The 14937-nt window shown below is 54.8% G+C and carries 11 protein-coding genes and 1 tRNA gene; 9 read left to right on the forward strand and 3 right to left on the reverse strand.

The window, feature by feature from the left end; genetic code table 11:
* Window positions 1-21: 21 nt before the first annotated feature.
* Window positions 22-106: transfer RNA gene (locus tag NH461_RS04155), tRNA-Tyr, on the reverse strand.
* Between the two features lie 235 nt (window positions 107-341).
* Here NH461_RS04155 and NH461_RS04160 point away from each other — a divergent pair.
* The 9 genes from NH461_RS04160 to aroC all read left to right on the forward strand — a co-directional run bounded on the left by NH461_RS04160 (window position 342) and on the right by aroC (window position 12489).
* Window positions 342-1439 (forward strand): efflux RND transporter periplasmic adaptor subunit, encoded by a 1098-nt coding sequence (locus tag NH461_RS04160; RefSeq protein ID WP_261602003.1) that lies wholly within the window; start codon window positions 342-344, stop codon window positions 1437-1439.
* Window positions 1439-4567, forward strand: a complete 3129-nt coding sequence (locus tag NH461_RS04165; RefSeq protein WP_261602004.1) for a multidrug efflux RND transporter permease subunit — start codon at window positions 1439-1441, stop codon at window positions 4565-4567. Before NH461_RS04160 ends, NH461_RS04165 begins: the two co-directional genes overlap by 1 nt.
* A gap of 483 nt (window positions 4568-5050) precedes the next feature.
* Window positions 5051-5800 (forward strand): ETEC_3214 domain-containing protein, encoded by a 750-nt coding sequence (locus tag NH461_RS04170; RefSeq protein ID WP_261602005.1) that lies wholly within the window; start codon window positions 5051-5053, stop codon window positions 5798-5800.
* A 16-nt stretch (window positions 5801-5816) separates the two neighbouring features.
* Window positions 5817-6791 (forward strand): LPP20 family lipoprotein, encoded by a 975-nt coding sequence (locus NH461_RS04175; RefSeq protein ID WP_261602006.1) that lies wholly within the window; start codon window positions 5817-5819, stop codon window positions 6789-6791.
* Window positions 6792-6814: 23 nt separating this feature from the next.
* Window positions 6815-7873: a hypothetical protein gene (locus NH461_RS04180; protein WP_261602007.1), complete on the forward strand. Its 1059-nt coding sequence runs from the start codon at window positions 6815-6817 to the stop codon at window positions 7871-7873.
* Between the two features lie 36 nt (window positions 7874-7909).
* Window positions 7910-8497 carry an LPP20 family lipoprotein gene (locus NH461_RS04185; RefSeq protein ID WP_261602828.1) on the forward strand — a complete coding sequence of 196 codons (588 nt, stop codon included), beginning with the start codon at window positions 7910-7912 and terminating at the stop codon, window positions 8495-8497.
* Between the two features lie 62 nt (window positions 8498-8559).
* Entirely contained in the window at window positions 8560-9885 is a 1326-nt protein-coding gene (locus NH461_RS04190; protein WP_261602008.1) for a transglycosylase SLT domain-containing protein, read from the forward strand.
* 184 nt (window positions 9886-10069) lie between these two features.
* The gene (gene rluF, locus NH461_RS04195; RefSeq protein ID WP_261602009.1) at window positions 10070-11170 is read left to right on the forward strand and encodes a 23S rRNA pseudouridine(2604) synthase RluF; all 1101 of its coding nucleotides are present in this window, start codon (window positions 10070-10072) and stop codon (window positions 11168-11170) included.
* Between the two features lie 233 nt (window positions 11171-11403).
* Window positions 11404-12489, forward strand: a complete 1086-nt coding sequence (aroC, locus tag NH461_RS04200) for a chorismate synthase (protein WP_261602010.1) — start codon at window positions 11404-11406, stop codon at window positions 12487-12489.
* A gap of 86 nt (window positions 12490-12575) precedes the next feature.
* On the opposite strand, the gene NH461_RS04205 is transcribed toward aroC, so the two are convergent.
* Window positions 12576-13223 (reverse strand): trimeric intracellular cation channel family protein, encoded by a 648-nt coding sequence (locus tag NH461_RS04205; protein ID WP_261602011.1) that lies wholly within the window; start codon window positions 13221-13223, stop codon window positions 12576-12578.
* A 252-nt stretch (window positions 13224-13475) separates the two neighbouring features.
* Window positions 13476-14798, reverse strand: coding sequence for an outer membrane protein transport protein (locus NH461_RS04210; protein ID WP_261602012.1), 1323 nt, complete (start codon window positions 14796-14798; stop codon window positions 13476-13478).
* Window positions 14799-14937: the final 139 nt, after the last annotated feature.

Here is a 14937-nt window from a genome sequence, read left to right on the forward strand (position 1 = left end):
AGGAACAGCTTTCAAGAAAAATGGTGGAGGGGGACGGATTCGAACCATCGAAGGCGGAGCCGGCAGATTTACAGTCTGCTCCCTTTGGCCACTCGGGAACCCCTCCACAAGTGCGGTGCGGATAATAGCAAACATTCGGGGGCTGTAAACCTTTTTCCAATGAAAACTTTACTGGCTGCTGCTATTTTCATCATCTTGTTGAGAGACAAAACATAAAATCAGGTTGTGTTCGCTATCTCCCTCACTTATAAACGCTTAATTGCTTTACTTTACATTTCTTTACCCTGCTTTGGGCCGGGATTGGGTATGATTTGCTCAGAATTCTAGAAGCGGTTTTTAACATGAAGAAAATACTTGTTGCTGCGCTGGTCACGACAGCGCTCTCCGGTGGCGGCCTGTTGTACTGGCAGCAGAGCAGTCAGGCGGCTGAAGCGCCGGCGCCGTCAAAGGGGAGTCGTCAGATCCCGGTGACCACGCAGGCCGTGGTCGCTCATCCGATTCGGGAGTCTTTGTCTTTGGTTGGGAAACTGGCTGCCCAACGTTCGGTCAATATCGCCACCGAAGTATCGGCCAAAGTCGCGCAGATTGCAGTAAGTGCCAATCACCAGGTGGCCAAAGGGGCACTGCTGGTGCAATTGGACGATGCCAAAGCGCAGGCGGCCTTTGAAGAAGCCCGCGCTTACCTGAGCAATGAAAAGCGGAAATACCGGGAATATCAGAGCCTGGTGAAACGCGGTGCCGTGACCCAGACCGAGCTGGATGCCCAACTGGCGAGCGTGACGATTGCCGAAGCGCGGTTGAAAGCGGCGAAGGCGGTGCTGGATGATCATGCGGTCCGGGCGCCGTTTTCCGGTACGGTCGGGTTGATTGATTTCAGCCCGGGCCATATGCTGACCGTCGGCAGCGAGCTGTTTTCTTTTGATGATTTGTCGACCATGCGGCTGGATATTCAGGTGCCGGAGCAATACCTGTCGTTCCTGCGCGAAGGGATGGCTGTCACGGCAACTAGCCAGGCTTGGCCGGGGGTTACGTTTACCGGGGAAATTCAGGTCATTGACTCGCGGGTCCAGTCTGATTCGCTAAATATTCGGGTGCGGGTCCGGTTCGATAACCCGGATCGCAAGCTGAAACCGGGCATGCTGATGGCGGCCCGGCTCGGGTTTACGCCGCGCGAAGCGGCCATTGTGCCGGTGCAGGCGCTGGAGTATTCCGGGACCAAACGCTTTGTTTACCTGGTGGATGAAGCCGGCAAAGCCCGCCGCACGGAAGTGACGCTGGGCACGCGGGTTGAAAACGAGGTGGTGATCAAGTCCGGGATCAAAATTGGCGATCGGATTGTGGTACAGGGGCTGGTGAACATGCGGGACGGCGCGCAGGTGAATGATCTGACCGTCGCCCCGGCGGCTCAGGTCGGGCAGCAACACGGAGAGAAAGCCTGATGTGGTTATCGGATGTTTCGGTGAAACGGCCGGTGGTGGCTGTGGTGCTCAGTCTGCTGCTGTGTATTTTCGGTATGGTGTCATTTAGTAAGCTGTCGGTTCGTGAAATGCCGGATGTGGAAAACCCGGTGATCAGTGTCGGCACGCGCTATACCGGTGCGTCGGCCTCGATTATGGAAAGCCGGGTCACCACGGTGCTGGAAGATCAACTGTCGGGGATCAGCGGGATTGAGCGGATCACTTCGACCACGCGTAACGGCTCGTCGCGCATTTCCATCGAATTCGAAATGGGTTGGGATCTGACCGAAGGGGTCAGCGATGTCCGCGATGCGGTGTCCAGGGCCCGCCGCAGTTTGCCGGATGAAGCAAACGAGCCGGTGGTCTCAAAAGATAACGGTTCGGGTGAAGTGGCGGTGTATGTCAACCTGATTTCTAGTGTGATGGATCGGTCCCAGTTGACGGATTATGCCGAGCGGGTGCTGGTGGATCGTTTCAACCTGATCAATGGCGTCAGCTCGGTGGATTTGTACGGGGCGCTGTACCGGGTGATGTACGTCAAACTCAAGCCGGAGCAGATGGCCGGGCGGGGCGTGACCACCAAAGATATTGTCGATGCCCTGAATGACGAAAACGTCGAGCTGCCGGGCGGGGTGGTGCGCAATGATACCACCACCATGTCGGTGCGTACCGCGCGGTTGTATCGCAACGCGGATGACTTTCAGTACCTGATGGTGCGTAAAGCCGCGGACGGCACGCCGATCTATCTCAAGGACGTGGCCGATGTGGCGATCGGGGCGCAAAACGAAAATGCGACGTTCAAGAATAATGGGGTGGCGAACCTGAGTCTCGGGATGGTCACCATGACCGATGCCAACCCGCTGGATGTCGCCGATGCCGTTTATGCCGAAGTAGATCGGATGCAGCGCTTCCTGCCGGAAGGAACCTCTCTTTATGTGGATTATGACTCGACGGTGTTTATTGACCGGTCGATCCAGGAAGTGTACAGCACTTTGATGATCACCGGCGCACTGGTGGTGCTGGTGTTGTACATCTTCATCGGCCAGGCGCGGGCGACGCTGATCCCGGCGGTGACGGTACCGGTCTCTCTGATCTCCGCCTTTATGGTGGCCTATTTTCTGGGCTTTTCGATCAACCTGTTGACCCTGATGGCGCTGATCCTGGCGATCGGCCTGGTGGTTGATGATGCCATCGTGGTGGTTGAAAACATCTACCATCATATTGAACGGGGAGAGCCGCCGCTGCTGGCAGCCTTTAAAGGCACCCGGGAAGTGGGATTTGCGGTGGTGGCAACCACGGCCGTGTTGGTGATGGTGTTTTTGCCGATCTCCTTTATGGACGGCATGGTCGGGCCGCTGTTTACCGAGTTCGCGGTGCTGCTGGCGGTCGCGGTGATTTTCTCGTCGGTGGTGGCCCTGACCCTGAGTCCGGTGTTGGGCAGCAAGTTGCTCAAGGCTAATGTTAAACCGAGTCGGTTTAATCTTGCCGTCGATCGGTTTTTCGGACGGCTGGAAGCCGGATATCGCTCCTGGGTCAGTGCGGCGGTGCGCTATCGTTACGGGGCGCCGCTGATTGTACTGGCCTTTGTCGGCCTGAGTGCTTGGATGATGCAGTCGGTGCCGTCACAGTTAACGCCGCAGGAAGATCGCGGGGTGATCCTGGCCTTTGTGAAAGGCGCCGAGGGCACCAGTTACAACCGGATGGTCACCAATGTTGAAGCGGTTGAAAGCCGGTTGTTGCCGATGGTCGGGAATGGGGTGATCAAATCCCTGTCGATTCAGACCCCGGCGTTCGGCGGCCGGGCCAGCGATCAGACCGGCTTTGTGATCATGCCGTTGGAGCCTTGGGAGAAGCGGAGCGTGAGCGCCGATGAGGCACTGGCGCAGGTGCGCAAAGCGCTGCAGGGGATCCCGGATATCCGGGTCTGGGCCTTTACACCGGGATTTGGCGGCGGCTCTTCAGAGCCGGTGCAGTTCGTGCTCAACGGCGCCGACTATCAAGAACTGTTCCATTGGGCGAGCCAGTTGCAAACCCTGGCGGAAGAGAGTCCGATGATGGAAGGGGCGGATCTGGATTACGCTGAAACCACGCCGGAGCTGGTGGTGTCGGTCAACCGTCAGCGAGCAGCTGAGCTGGGGATCCCGGTTGCCGATATTGCCGAAACGCTGGAGATCATGCTGGGCGGACGCACGGAAACGACCTTTGTCGATCGCGGCGAAGAGTATGACGTTTATCTGCGGGGGGATGAAAGCAGCTTTAATAATGCGGCAGATCTGAGCCAGATCTATGTGCGGACCAAGACCGGACAGTTGATCACCCTGGAATCGGTCGCCAGTGTCGAGGAAGTTGCCTCGGCGCAGCGGCTGAGCCATAACCGCAAGCAAAAGTCGATCACCCTGTCGGCCAATCTGATGCCGGGCTACACCCTGGGCGAGGCGCTCGATTATCTCGATGCGCAGGCGCTGGCAATGTTGCCGAGTGATATCCTGATTGATTATGCCGGTGAGTCGAAAGACTACCGTGAAAACCAGAGCAGTATCTTGCTGGTGTTTGGTCTGGCATTGCTGGTGGCCTATCTGGTGCTGGCGGCGCAGTTCGAGAGCTTTATCAACCCGATGGTGGTGATGCTGACGGTGCCGATGGGGGTCTTCGGCGGACTGGCCGGCATGCTGATGCTGGATCAGAGCATGAACATCTATAGCCAGATTGGGATGATCATGCTGATTGGTATGGTGACCAAAAACGGGATCCTGATTGTTGAGTTTGCCAACCAGTTGCGCGACAAGGGCGTGGCCTTTGAACAGGCGATTGTTGATGCGGCTGAGCGGCGTCTGCGACCGATCCTGATGACGGCCTTTACCACCCTGTTCGGCTCGGTGCCGCTGATCCTCTCCAGTGGCGCCGGCGCAGAAAGCCGGATTGCGGTCGGGACCGTGGTGTTCTTCGGCATGGCCTTTGCCACCTTGGTGACCCTGGTGGTGATCCCGGCGATGTACCGCCTGATGTCGGCCGGGACCCACTCCCCGGGTTACGTGGCAGATCAACTGGAGAAAGCGCTGCACCGAGAGCGGCAATCACCGCCCCAGATCAGCGAGGATGCGGCTGGCTAATCGCAGCCCTCTGAATCACCCTGAAAAAACCGCCCGAGTGGCGGTTTTTTGACGTTTATTGCTCGTGGAAATCGGATGCGGGGTTATTTCAGCCACCGCACTCATCTTTTTACGGCTTATATTTATTCGTTTTAAGCCTCTATTTCCCTGATAGGGATCCAATTATCGGCTGGTTATTCCAGCCGGATTTTAGAAACCACAATCTATTGTGCAAATCAATCATGATTCATTGAACCCTCGATCTGATGAATTGATGGCGCCGTTTACCTGACATGCCAACAGCCGGAACTTGCTGAATTTGAAAATAAGTATGAATAAGGGGGTTAATTATTGAGCGCTTATTGATGCGTTTGTTTGAAGTGTGATCGAGTGCGCACCTGTGTTGTTGAATATGGGATATCCCCCCAATAATATAAATGTTTGATTCCAAAAGTTTTGGAACCCTCCTTATCTTGTTTCTCATATATTGGCGTAAGATTAGTTATGCAAAGCGAAGAGTTGGCTGTTGAGGCATCACCGAACCTGTGGGTAAAAATGCAGAGTATTGCATTGGCGGTGGTCGCCATTATGTTGTCACTGGGACAGTGGAATGACACCAAGGATGCTGTCGAAGTCATTTATGAATCCGTCATTACGAACTTCACCAATGAGCTTGAATACGAACAGCTTGAGCAAATTAAAGTCGGGCAGACTCATGATTACCTTCAATCATTCATGGGCGTGGCTCAGGCGTCGAAACCTTCCAAAATCGATCCGGCGGTGAACTTCTTTTATTACGGCCAGGATAAGTACCTCCTGACGGTCGCCGTGAAAGCGGAGCGGGTGGTGGGCTACAGCATCGTTGCCCTGACCGACAGCTTCTCGGCAGCCGTTCCGTATACCGAACTGAGTCTGCTGGACACGCCGATGAACAGCCAGGACACGGAGTTTGAGCGCTACTTCACCGACTTCGGCAACCTGGATTACTACGCCGAGTCTCACACTCTGGGCCGTAATGCCATGTTCTATAACCTGCTGCTGGCCACGGTGGACTACGGTCAGATGGCCCAGCCGGCGAAGCAGGCCATTCAATCGCTCAACCATCAGCTGAATATGGGCTCGGATGTGCAGGCGGAGGCGTTGCAGCCGCTACGCCAGCAGGTGCCGAATACCTTTGCCCTGTCTGAAATCGCACCGGAGATCATGGCTGAAGCCTTGCTGACGCAGTTCGAGTTTACTGCTTTTTTTCGTTAATCAATTTGGGTGAATCATGAACATGAAAGCCATGCTGGCGCTGTCGGGCGCCTTGATGCTGTCTGCGTGCCAGTCAACCTCAACGCCTGAGTGGGTGCTGACACCCACGCAGGAAACCAACCATCAACTCTATGCTGTGGGGCACGGGGGCAGTTTGTCGGCAGCACAGCGTATGGCCATGAGCCAGCTCAATGAGCGGTTGTGGACCCAGGTTGAGTCTTCCGGTTATCAGCGCCAGGTACTGCGTGAGTTAAACGGGGATGAAAATTACCAGGCGGTCAATGATTTCCGGGTCAATGTGAAGACGGCTCCGGTGGTCTTAAACGGGGTGGATTATCCCCGTCAGGAACGGGTCGACGGTATTTACTATGTGGAAGCAACCATCAACAAAGCGACCGTGCAGACTCAGTTGCAACGTGAGCTGACGCAGATTGCGGAAGATGTCAAAACCGCCCTGCTCAGCCGCAACCATGCTGATCCGCTGCTGTGGTGGCTCAAGCACCGGGATGTCCAGGCGCTGAAGGACAAAGTACTGACCCGCCAGGCGATGCTGCTGGCCGTCAGTGATGGGGCCGATCAAGCGCACCCGGTCACTGAGCAAGTGAATACGCTGGAGCGCACCCTGCAGGCGGTGAAAGATCAAATCCAGTTTAAGGTGGTAACCCAAAAGGATGACCGCTGGATGAAAGGGTTTATCGAGCAACATCTGGCAGCGGAACACATTGCGACGGTCACCAGCACCGGCAAAGCCACCCATATCCTCAATCTGGATACCCAGTGGCGCCAGAGCAAAGTAGGTGATGCGTATATTTCAACGGTGATCGCTGATCTCACGATTCAAAACAAACGCGGGAAAACAACCGCAAGTCGTGAAGTGATTGCCAGCGGGAACTCCATTTCTAATTACAAATTATCTAAAGAAGGAGCTTCCCGTCATTTTTCAGCCCAAATGAGTGAACAAGGACTTTGGCACTTTTTGGGTGTTTTATAACACATAATAATTGGATAAAGGTTATGTCAAAAAAAGCATTATTAGCGGTAAGCATTGCTGCGTTGATGACAGGCTGTAAGAGCCTGCCAGATGCCCCGGAAGGGATCTGTCATGCCAGCACCGCTATTAATATTCCGCAAAGTGAAATCAAGGTGGCGACTTCACAAGCGAAAAAGGCGATTGTTCTGCCGGTGGATGTGGCCAGCGGGATTGATTATCCGCGCACTATGGCAAACGCCTTCCAGCATCGTCTGGAAGGACAGGTGGATCAGTCCGGTGCCAAGCTGGTTGATCGCTCTCTGGCCGGGAAGCTGAAACAAGAGATCAAACTGGCAGAGCAAAGCGGCCGTATCAACACCTCGGGTGTGGCGATTGCTGATTATGCGGTCCTGGCTGAAGTGCGTTCATCAAACATGAAGTACTCCTTCACTGATGAAGAAACCAAAGTCGATGACGATGGTGATCGTCATTACACTCCGGCGGAGTGTACCTTCACGGCTTCTGTTGAAGGGGTGGTGAAAGTCGTTGCCCTGCCGAGCATGGAAGTTGTGAACCGTATTGAAATCAGCGGTCGCGAGCTGAGTACATTTGAACAGAAGCGCCCGAATTCAGACTGTCCGATTTTGGAAAGTCAGTACAAGCGCCTGGTTGAAGAAGCCGCAAAAAATGCGGTCAACCGTAATGATAATCTGCTGAACCAGTTCGCGCCGAGCGGCACGGTTGAAGAGCTGCGCCAGTGTGAAGAGTACGGCGCTATGGTTCGGGTCAACATGGGTGAAAACCAAGGTATTCGTCCAGAGCAAAAAGTTGAAATCTCGACCGCTGAAAAAGTTCAGCTGGCTGACGGCACGGAAGTGATTGAATACTATCCGGTCGGTGAAGGTCAGACTGCAGATGAAGATAACCGTCACGGTATCAAGCCGACCTATTCCTGGATCGGTGTTGATGATAAGAACGTGATGAAAATCCAGCGCGGCGATCTGGTTGAAGCCCGTTTTGAAAGCGGTTGTAACGATCTGATTGAGCCGTTCCGTAACATTTGTTGGGAAGCGTACGAAGCGTTCAGCAAAAAAGGCTCTTAATGGGCGGTTTCCCCCTAAAAAAGTAGATATCTCATGATGAAAAAAACACTGATGACCACCATGTTGGTTATGGGACTGGCAGGCTGTCAGTCAAACACGGTCAACGACGTTCAGTCGATGGCATGTTACTACCCGGATGCAATGCAGCATGAAGCACCGAAATGGGTGTGTGATGTGATGCCGCAAGATATTGCGATGGGCAGCGTCGGCTATGCCAAGAAAAGCGCAGCCGGGATGAGCGTGATGCGCACCATCGCAACCAATGATGCTCGCAAGCGTCTGGCTGAGCAGTTTGAAACCAACGTCAACACGATGTTCAAACAAGCGATGACGGCTGAAGTTGCTTCAACCAATGAATCGGTGAGCGAGACGGTGAATGAGCAATTCCAGTCGGTGACAAAGAATGTCAGCAGTCGTACACTGAGTAACAGCCGCGTGATTGTGTCTACCCGCAGTCCGGGTGGCGGCCTGTATACCTTGGTGGGTATGGATCAGGCAACCTATGAGCGCAACGTTGCGATGGTGGTAGAAGCAGCGGCCGATAAGGATTCTGGCCTTTGGAAGCAGTTTAACGACAAGAAAGCAGAAGAGAGTCTGCAAAACGCATTGGATTCGATGCTTTAATCGTTAAACAAGATTGAGGGCTACGTCAGTAGCCCTTTTTTATTTGAGAGAAGGAATAATGGATGAAGCTATCACGATTAGCCTGGTGTTGTGCCTTGCTGCTAGCTGCCCCGCTGCAAGCCAATACGGACCCGTTCGCCGAACTGAATGACTCCGTTGCTGAAATCAATAAGTCACAGGCTGAGATCGACAAAGAGTACGAACAGTTTGTCGCTGCGCGCCTGGCGGAATACGCCCAGTGGCGTAAAGCATACCTGGCCGAATATGATGCTTACCGGGCTGAAGTGATTGCCGAATGGGGAGAGGGATTGCTCTCGGAGCCGCTGGTTACCGTGGACTACAGCGACGATAAAAGCACCCGTACCGTCGTCGATCTGGACAATAACCAAGCCACGATTTCGGTCCTGGTCGATCAGCATGCAACCCCGGAGCAAGCGGCGGCGCAGGTGAAGCAAGCAGCAGCCGCAGCTGTGGCGAAAACCGGTTCGACACTGGCTGATGTCGTTGAACAGCAAGGCAAATTACCGAAGGGTGATATTGTTGAAACCACGGTCGATTACTCGAAAGCTGCGGAAAAAGCCGCGAAAAAAGCCGTGATTGAACAAGCTCGTGCCCAGTTGCAGGAAATTGACAAAGAATCTGAAGCCGTGGTGGCCAAGATGCCGGGGATCCGGCCGGAGATTGCCGAGTCCGTGGCGGTGAAGCAGAAAGAGCAACTGGTTGAAGAGACCAAAACACGTCTGGCCAGCCTGGAAGCCACTTATGACGAGGCCCGGGAGAAAGCCGCATCGCTGACGACCAAGAAAGTGGTGGAGTACCGCATTCAGCTACCGGAAAACGGGATTGGTAAACGTGCTGCTAAATTTGTCGCGTTTGCAGAGGAAGAGAGTGAGCGCTTTGATGTCCCGGCAGCGCTGGTGATGGCGATTATGCATTCAGAGTCGAGCTTTAACCCGAAAGCCAAATCGCCGATCCCGGCGTATGGTCTGATGCAGATTGTACCGACGACCGCAGGTCATGACGTCAACGCGCGGATCCGTCAGAAGAACGAACCGATGCAACCGTCAGAGCTGTATGTGGCGGACGTCAATGTTGAAACCGGCACCGCCTATCTCAACATTCTGGACAAGAGCTATCTTAAATCCATCACCAATGAGCAAAGCCGGTTGTACTGTACCATTGCGGCGTATAACACCGGCGCCGGGAACGTAGCCAAAGCCTTTAACCCGGACGGCTCACGGAATATTCGCAAAGCGGCCAAGATCATCAACAGCCTGACCCCACAGCAGGTCTACGACAAGTTGATGGCGGATCTGCCGTACGATGAAACCAAGAACTACCTGAAGAAGGTCACTGGCCGGATTTCATTGTACCAGCACAGCGCCTGACGTGTGCGCGTGTACCTGTGATGTTACCGTGCCGCCCTTGGGTGGCACGGTGCGTTTCAGGGGCTCGCAGGCCTTTATTTTGCCTTTTGCTTTCCTCCGTAGGCCGGGTGTTGGTAAAATAGCCGGCAACACCCGAATGACGAACCTTGATCGCGTTGCGAAACGCTTAGTGTAGAAGAACCTCATGTCTCAAAATCAGCCTCACCCAACCGCCAATTCTGCCGCATCGGCAGGGGGCGTTCGTTTAAATAAATACATCAGTGATTCAGGCTTTTGCTCACGCCGGGAGGCGGACAAGCTGATTGATCAGGGACGCGTCACCATCAACGGCCAGCAGCCGGAAATGGGGATGAAAGTTCAGCCGGACGATGAAGTCCTGGTGGATGACAAGCCGCTGCGCAGCAAAGAAAAACCGATCTATATTGCGTTAAACAAGCCGACCGGGATCACTTGCACCACCGAGCGCCATGTCAAAGACAACATCATTGACTTTATTGGTCACCGCAAGCGGATCTTCCCAATCGGCCGGTTGGATAAGCCGTCTGATGGTCTGATCTTCCTGACCAATGACGGGGATATCGTTAACAAAATCCTCCGGGCCGGGAACTCGCACGAGAAAGAATACGTGGTACGGGTCGACAAGCCGATCACTCAGGCGTTTTTGGACAAAATGGCATCCGGCGTCGAGATCCTCGACACAGTTACGCTGCCGTGTAAAGTTACCAAGGAAACGACCTATTCATTCCGGATTGTGCTGACCCAGGGCCTGAACCGCCAAATCCGCCGGATGTGTGAAGCGCTCGGCTACGACGTATTCAAACTACGCCGGGTGCGGATCATGAATATCAGCATCGATGGCCTGCCGAATGGCAAGTGGCGCTACCTGGATGACGAGGAAGTGGCGGAGATCCATCGCCTGATCGCCGATTCAAGCGGCACGGAAGAAGCCTCTCAGGTTGACAGCCAGGGCGGCGCGATCCAAAAAGCGACCGACGCTAAACTGTTTGACAGCCGTCAGCAGGATCGCCAGCGCCAGGACGGCAAAGTGACCTACAAAACCTACAGCGGCAAGGGCGAGTTTAACCGCCAGCGCCGCAGTGGCGATCGCGATGAGCGCGGTGGTGCCCGCAGCGACAGCCGTGGCGGTCATCGCGCGAACAGCCGCCCGAACCGTGGCAAGCAGCCGGGACATCAGCAGCCGGGCCGCGATTCATCGGAGTCGTCCCGCCGTCCGCAAGGTTCGTCCAGCGGCATCAAGAAGTGGAAGTCAAAGAAAGAGTCATAATGCGCTGCTGAATGGTGAGTTGACTGCTTATTCAAGCCCCATTGCCCTTGGTGGTGATGGGGCTTTTTCGTACCGTTTCCCGGTGAGCGCGAAAGGCATGAATATTCCGCCAATTGCGTCTTGCATTCAGGTGGATGAATTTGCACTATGTATTCATCAATTATTTTTTGCGATCAGGCCCGCTCAGAACAGACTGAGCCGGGGAAGGGGATCGGCATTACACAGAGGAAGTCATGGCAGGCAATACGATAGGACAACTTTTTCGCGTCACCACCTTTGGTGAAAGCCACGGCCTGGCCCTGGGCTGTATTATTGATGGTTGTCCGCCGGGACTGGCGCTGACCGAAGCAGATATGCAGCATGACCTGGATCGCCGCCGTCCGGGCACATCCAAGTACACCACCCAGCGCCGAGAGCCGGACGAGGTGAAAATCCTGTCCGGCGTGTTTGAAGGGCAAACCACCGGGACATCCATCGGCTTGCTGATTGAAAATACCGATCAGCGCTCCAAAGATTATTCCAACATCAAAGACACGTTCCGTCCGGGACATGCGGATTACACCTACCACCAGAAATACGGGGTCCGTGATTATCGCGGCGGCGGTCGTTCCTCGGCCCGGGAAACTGCGATGCGGGTCGCCGCTGGTGCCGTGGCGAAAAAGTACCTCAAGCAGGTCCACGGGATTGAAATTCAGGCGTACCTCTCACAAATGGGAGACGTCAAAATTGAGCAGGTCGATTGGCACCAGATTGAACAAAACGCTTTCTTCTGTCCGGATGCCTCGAAAGTTGACGCCCTGGATGAGTTGATCCGCAAGCTGAAGAAAGAAGGGGATTCGATTGGCGCCAAGCTGACCGTGGTTGCCCGCCATGTGCCGGTTGGCCTGGGGGAGCCGGTGTTTGATCGTCTGGATGCCGATATTGCCCACTCGCTGATGAGCATCAATGCGGTCAAAGGTGTCGAGATCGGTGACGGCTTTGATGTGGTGCAGCAGCGCGGCAGCGAGCACCGTGACGAAATGACGCCGAACGGTTTTAAAACCAATCACGCCGGTGGGGTGCTGGGCGGGATCTCGTCCGGTCAGGATATTGTGGCGCATCTGGCGTTGAAACCCACATCCAGCATCACGGTACCGGGCGAGTCGATTAACCGTCAGGGCGAGACGGTGGAAGTGGTCACCAAAGGCCGCCACGACCCTTGCGTCGGGATCCGCGCGGTGCCGATTGCCGAAGCGATGCTGGCCATTACTCTGATGGATCACCTACTGCGCCATCGTGGCCAAAACAGCGATGTGATCACCGAAACACCGAAAATCTAAATCGTAGTAGTTTTTGGCTGTTGCTGATAAACAAAAGCGAGGTGCTCGGCACCTCGCTTGTTGTTTGTCGCTGGTTCTGCAAGGGATCAGCCCTGGCTTTCGGCTTTTTTCCGCGCCACGGCTTCAGGGTCTTCCAGGCTGAACACCGGCAGACGCCAGCCAAACTGTACCGCCGCCATGCGGATCACAAACCCCAGCACCAGTGTTGCCACGGTAGCAATCAGCTCCGGCACGGCAACAAACATCAGCGTGTAGTACATCCCGCCCGCCAGAAAAGCGACCGAGGCATACAGCTCCTTGTGCAGGACCATCGGTGGTCGGCGACAGATCAGATCCCGCAACAGGCCGCCAAACACCCCGGTCACTACCGCAGCGACCAGACAGATCAACGGCGAGAGCCCCATATCCATGGCCACCCGGCAACCGATAATGCTAAAAACAATCAATCCCAGCGAGTCGAGCAACACGAACACCTTATGAAAACGGACGACCTGCGGCGCGATCAGGGTCGTGAGTAATCCGGCCAGACAGGTGATGGCCAGGTAGTGTGGGTTCTCCACCCAGCCGAGCGGGTAATGGCCCAGCAGAATATCGCGGACCGTGCCGCCACCGATTGCTGTGGCGCTGGCGACCAGCATCACGCCGAACCAGTCCATATGACGCTTGCCGGCTGCCAGTGCGCCGGTCATGGCTTCCGCCGTAATGCCGATGAGGTACAGTATTGTTAATAGCATGAGAAAAATTGATGAAATAGAAAGAAGGCTAAACAGATTTCGATTGTATGGAGTGAAATATGTGACGTCGAATGAAAGGTTTATCGTGTAGGATGAATTCAGTTAATGCTTTGGGTGGAGGAAGCGGCTTGTAGGTTGGGTAAATATGGTCGATTTTGGGGTGGTGAGGTGAAAAAGCAAAGCGGGCGCTGTGTTTGCGCCCGCTTTGGTCATGAACGCACCAGGCCAGGGGCCGGCGGCGTTAACAATTGGTTAGAAACGATAGTTGGCCTGAATCCCGACCAGCCAGATGTTGCCCTGGATGTTGCCCTGGTAAGTGCCGCCGAACGGAACCGAGCTTGCGTCGGAAGCAATGCCATTGCGTGGCTCGTTTACCGGTGCTTCTTCGGCAAAGATGTAAGTAAAGCCAGCGTCCATGGTCAGGCGCTCTGACCATTGGTAGCCAACCCCGGTGCTCAGCCACAGGCGATCGGTTTCCGGGATGGTCAGGGTACGGTTGGTATCGTTCACCGCTGAGGTGTCGTACGCCACACCGCCGCGCAGCACGGTTTTATTATTCAACTGGTAAGTGGTCCCCACCGCCAGGCGGTAGTTGTCTTCCCAGTTCTCTTCTTTGATGTCCACGAGGCCAATGGAGTTGATATCGGCAGATAGCTTGTCAAAGCTGCTCCAGTCGGTCCAGTTGAAGCTGGCATGGATCGCCAGTTTATCGCTCAGCTGGTGGAAACTGGAGAGTTCTGCGGTTGCAGGCAGCGTCAGATCCATACTGCCCGGCAGTTGCTGACCCGGCTTCAGGCGGAAGGCGGCACCTTCAGCATGGCCTTCCAGAGTGAAATCCACGGCTGAACGGTAGTTCAAGCCAATGCGGTGGGCATCATTGATTTGCCAGACGGTCCCCAGTTGCCAGCCCCAGGCGGTGTCATCCCCTTCCATATACTTCAGGGTTGTGCCTTTTTTCAGGACCAGTTCACGGTTTGCGTTGTAGGTGTCGGCTGAGCTGACGGCACCAAAGTGGCCTTCACCCAACACATAACGGACGCCGCCGCCGATGTGCCATTGGTCATTTATTTGATAAGCCAGGTTCGGGTTGATCTCGACCGACTTCACCATGGCTTCGTTGCCGAACTGGGTGCCTCGGAATTCACCTGGCAGCTCGGTTTCCATGCCGTAGTTGGTGGCCAGGGCCAGGCCGACCGCCCATTTGTCATTCAGCTGATGGCTCAGAAAGAAGTTCGGGATCACCGCACCGTGAGCGAAATCGTCGGCATTGCTGTTGACTGATGCGCCGGTCAGGTTGCCGTTCGCTTGGTGTGGGGTGGCGGAACCTTTGATGTCAACATTCGGGTTGACATAAATTGCCCCGATGGAAAGCTGTGTGCCTTCCAGGTAAGACAGCAGCGCCGGGTTTCGAAATTGCGCACTGGCGTTGTCGGCCATCGCGGCTTCACCGGCAAATGCACGGCCCAGGCCAGTGGCCGAGTATTCGGCCAGCTGGAAACCGGCAGCAGTGGTATTGGCGCTAAAGCCCAGGGCCAGCGCAGCGGCTAAAGAAAGTGTGATTTTATTCTTGTTCATCAGTCTGAATGTTCGCTGAAATTTGATGCCGTCAATCATACGGTCTAGAGTGATTGCTTTAAATTTTTCTTGTGAAATCACACTGTTTTAGTTGTTATATCTGAAAGTTAATTAATTGATGGTTTTATATCTGGTATAA

The sequence above is a fragment of the Photobacterium sp. TY1-4 genome (assembly GCF_025398175.1).
Taxonomy (GTDB): Bacteria; Pseudomonadota; Gammaproteobacteria; order Enterobacterales; family Vibrionaceae; genus Photobacterium.

What these genes read in the sequence shown, in the direction of transcription:
- NH461_RS04160 (WP_261602003.1), top strand. Translation starts at nt 342, where the DNA reads ATGAAGAAAATACTTGTTGCTGCGCTGGTCACGACAGCGCTCTCCGGT.
- NH461_RS04165 (WP_261602004.1), top strand. Translation starts at nt 1,439, where the DNA reads ATGTGGTTATCGGATGTTTCGGTGAAACGGCCGGTGGTGGCTGTGGTG.
- NH461_RS04170 (WP_261602005.1), top strand. Translation starts at nt 5,051, where the DNA reads ATGCAAAGCGAAGAGTTGGCTGTTGAGGCATCACCGAACCTGTGGGTA.
- NH461_RS04175 (WP_261602006.1), top strand. Translation starts at nt 5,817, where the DNA reads ATGAACATGAAAGCCATGCTGGCGCTGTCGGGCGCCTTGATGCTGTCT.
- NH461_RS04180 (WP_261602007.1), top strand. Translation starts at nt 6,815, where the DNA reads ATGTCAAAAAAAGCATTATTAGCGGTAAGCATTGCTGCGTTGATGACA.
- NH461_RS04185 (WP_261602828.1), top strand. Translation starts at nt 7,910, where the DNA reads ATGAAAAAAACACTGATGACCACCATGTTGGTTATGGGACTGGCAGGC.
- NH461_RS04190 (WP_261602008.1), top strand. Translation starts at nt 8,560, where the DNA reads ATGAAGCTATCACGATTAGCCTGGTGTTGTGCCTTGCTGCTAGCTGCC.
- rluF (WP_261602009.1), top strand. Translation starts at nt 10,070, where the DNA reads ATGTCTCAAAATCAGCCTCACCCAACCGCCAATTCTGCCGCATCGGCA.
- aroC (WP_261602010.1), top strand. Translation starts at nt 11,404, where the DNA reads ATGGCAGGCAATACGATAGGACAACTTTTTCGCGTCACCACCTTTGGT.
- NH461_RS04205 (WP_261602011.1), bottom strand. Translation starts at nt 13,223, where the DNA reads ATGCTATTAACAATACTGTACCTCATCGGCATTACGGCGGAAGCCATG.
- NH461_RS04210 (WP_261602012.1), bottom strand. Translation starts at nt 14,798, where the DNA reads ATGAACAAGAATAAAATCACACTTTCTTTAGCCGCTGCGCTGGCCCTG.